The organism is Trichlorobacter sp. (assembly GCF_030247655.1).
Lineage (GTDB): Bacteria > Desulfobacterota > Desulfuromonadia > Geobacterales > Pseudopelobacteraceae > Trichlorobacter.
In genome coordinates, this window is record NZ_JAOTRZ010000271.1 from 1 (window position 1) to 3,483 (window position 3,483).

3 protein-coding genes are annotated in these 3,483 nt (G+C 45.0%); 2 read left to right on the forward strand and 1 reads right to left on the reverse strand.

All coding sequences use genetic code 11. The features are described from left to right. A partial coding sequence (locus OEL57_RS15405; RefSeq protein ID WP_300741680.1) for a DUF327 family protein occupies window positions 1–304 on the reverse strand: 304 nt, incomplete at its 3' end. Window positions 305–432: 128 nt separating this feature from the next. Here OEL57_RS15405 and OEL57_RS15410 point away from each other — a divergent pair. Further along, window positions 433–2,646: a sensor histidine kinase gene (locus OEL57_RS15410; protein WP_300741681.1), complete on the forward strand. Its 2,214-nt coding sequence runs from the start codon at window positions 433–435 to the stop codon at window positions 2,644–2,646. 17 nt (window positions 2,647–2,663) lie between these two features. Continuing rightward, window positions 2,664–3,483, forward strand: an 820-nt coding sequence (locus OEL57_RS15415; RefSeq protein ID WP_300741683.1) for a sigma-54-dependent transcriptional regulator, incomplete at its 3' end; no start/stop codon positions are given.

The window sequence follows — 3,483 nt, forward strand, 5'->3', positions numbered from 1 at the left end:
TCGGTGTGCCGCCGACTTTTCCAAGGCGGTAGGCCTCATTTGAAACCTGTTTTGCAAGTTTGCTGAGCAATTCTCTGAATTTCTTGAAATTATTTATGGTTGGTTCTTGCTCCAGAGTTTGTCCTGCAGAGTCAAGAGATGTTTTAAGTTCATCAATGCTTTGTTTGTAGTGATCAACTTCGTATTGTTTTGATTGCAGCTCAGATGAAAATAATGAAAAAAGCCCCGCGCCCCCACTCTTTGAAGGTGTCGTTTGCAGTCCTTTTCGCAGATCCCGAATATTATTTTTATCCGTAATTTTCATCGACACTCCCGATTAAAAGTTGACGCTCACAGTGATAAGTATACCAGTCTGAATACGGTTTTCAAGCTGCATCCGGTGTGGTAATCTCTCAAATCAAAGTTTCAAGTATTTGTCGGAGGGGACTGGTCGTGCTATCAGTTGAAGAGCGCAAAAAGAGAACTAGAGAAGGACTTGTAATCGTGCTGTCAGTGCTGCTTATTGTGCTACTGACAGGAATTGAAATCAGGTTGACCCAGATCAGTTCAAAAGCACCTCTATCAAGTAACGTAGTTATTTTTGGCATGATCAATGTCATCGTTTTGCTCGTAGTTCTTCTTGTCTATCTTATTAGTCGTAATATTGTCAAACTTCTGGTTGAAAGCCGAGGCAATGTTCTGGCAACACGTCTTAGAACAAAGCTGGTAATTTCGTTCGTTGGTCTGTCACTTGTTCCCACTATGCTGCTGTTTTTTGCCTCAGCAAGCTTTATCAGTAACAGTGTCCAAAACTGGTTCAATGTCCAGGTGGAAACATCTTTGAGTGAATCCCTGGAGGTTGCTCAGACCTACTATAAAACATCTGCCAGTAATGCCCTGTTTTATGCACGTCGTCTGAGTGAAACCATAAAACGTGAACGTTTGTTGAATGAAGATAGTCTTCCTCGGATGAAGAGTGTAATTCGTGAAAAGCAAAAGGAATATAATTTAGGCATCGTTGAAGTGTTTTCTTCGCAGCGGGAAGAGCTTATTCGTGCCTCTAACCCAGATGTACCGTTAGGTGATTTAACCAGTCCCACCTCAGAAGATATCAATCAGGCATTGGCTGGGCGTGAGCTTACGAAGGTTAACTCAGTAGGTAAGGCAGATCTAATACGTGGTATCGTCCCCATATACTCAACCTACAATGCACGTGATGTTGTTGGTGTGGTGGTGGTTAATTATTATGTACCCCACTCTCTGGTCAGTAAGATGCGCCAGATTTCAGATTCATACCAGGAATTCCGTCGTTTGAAAATACTCAAAAATCCCATTACTACCGGATATTTGTTGGTTCTCTTTTTGATAGCCTCTGTCATTGTGTTTCTTGCTTTCTGGATTGGTATTTACTTGGCTAATAGTATGACTAAACCAATTCAAGCACTTGTTGACGGTACACGTGCGGTTGCAGACGGTGATCTGGATGTGGTTATTGATGCGGAGGGGCCTGATGAAATAGGTATGTTAGTGGGATCTTTCAATACGATGATTCAGGATCTGCGAACACAGCGTGAGGTCTTGAGTTCAACAAATAGTGAACTTACGAGGATTAACCTTGAGATTGAATCCCGTAGACGATACATGGAGATTGTACTGCGTAATGTGGCCGCAGGAGTAATATCAGTTGACCGCGATGGTCTGATTACCACCATTAATACTTCCGCAGAGAGGTTGCTGCATATCAATACACATAAGGTGCTTGGACGTAATTCCCGTGAGGTAATGCGTGAGGCGCATCTGGAGATTGTGCGTGATGCACTTAGGGATATGGCTCTAACTCGTCATGACACGATTAGCCGTCAGATTACGCTAGAGATGCGTGGTGAGCGATATGTGCTTCAGATGAATCTGAGTATGCTGCGTGATGAGCAAGGTGAATTCCTCGGATCGGTGTTGGTTTTGGATGACTTGACTCAGATGGTTAAAGGCCAGCGGATGGCTGCCTGGCGTGAGGTGGCACGTAGAATTGCCCATGAAATCAAGAACCCACTCACACCGATTCAACTGTCTGCACAGCGTTTGAGGAAGCGGTATCTTGATCGCTTTTCCGGCGATGAGGATGGTAAGGTTTTTGATGAATGCACCGCTATGATTAGCCGTGCGGTGGATGAGTTGAAAGTTCTTGTGAATGAGTTTTCTAATTTTGCCAGGATGCCGGCAGTCCAACCAGCTGATAACAATTTGAATGACCTTGTGCGTGAAACCTTGACGCTTTATGAGCAGGCGCATCGTGAGGTTGTCTATCAGTTTGTTTCGGATCAAAAGCTTCCCACTGTAAAAATAGATCGTGATCAGATTAAACGAGTCTTGATCAATCTGCTCGAAAATGCTGTTGCTGCTATGGACAATAAGGGCACAGTGGTTATCACAACCTCCTATGATGCAGAGCTGAAAATGGTTTCGTGTAGTGTGGCTGATGATGGTCCAGGAATATCTGCTGAAGTTAAATCACGTCTGTTCGAACCGTATTTTTCCACAAAAAAAGGTGGTACAGGATTAGGGCTTGCCATTGTTACCAGTATTGTATCTGATCATAATGGTTTTGTTCGGGTTCGAGATAACTCCCCGAGCGGTGCCTGTTTTGTTATTGAACTACCGGTCGCCTAGACCACATCGGAGGGCGCATGTCTAAATTGATCCTGGTTGTTGATGATGAGGAAACCATCAGAATTTCACTCGGGGGAATTCTTGAAGATGAAGGCTATCAGGTCTTAAACGCTGAAAACGGTGCTGATGCCCTTGATTTGATACGTGAGGAGGTTCCTGATTTGGTGCTGCTTGATATCTGGATGCCGGGTATGGATGGTATTCAAACCCTTGACCGGATCAGAAATCTTTTTCCAGATCTGACCGTGGTTATGATGTCAGGGCATGGAACGATTGAGACAGCAGTAAAGGCAACCAGAATGGGTGCTTTTGATTTTATTGAAAAGCCTTTTTCTCTGGATAAGGTGCTGATTACCATTGCCAATGCCCTTAATTTTAAGGAACTGCGTAAGGAAAATGAGGCATTGCGCCAATCCGTACAGAAAGAGCATGAAATGGTTGGTTCTTCTGCCGTTTTAGAGATCTTGCGTGGACAGATTCAGCGGATTGCGCCTGCTTCAACCCCGGTACTGATTCAGGGGGAGGAAGGGGTGGGTAAAGAACTGGTGGCACGGGCCATCCACCATTACAGTCCCCGTCGTGATAAGCCGTTTGTCTCCATCAATTGCATGGCTGTACCTGAGCAGTTGCTGGCAGATGAGCTGTTCGGCCATGAACGTGGTGCGTATGCTGGTGCAACGAGCCAAAAACGTGGGCGTCTGGACCTTGCAGATGGTGGTACCCTGTTTCTTGATGAGATCCAAGAGCTTTCTTTAAGGGCGCAGGGAGAACTCCTGCGCATATTGACGGAGCAAAGTTTTGAGCGTTGTGGTGGTTCAAGACTAGTCAGGGTTGATG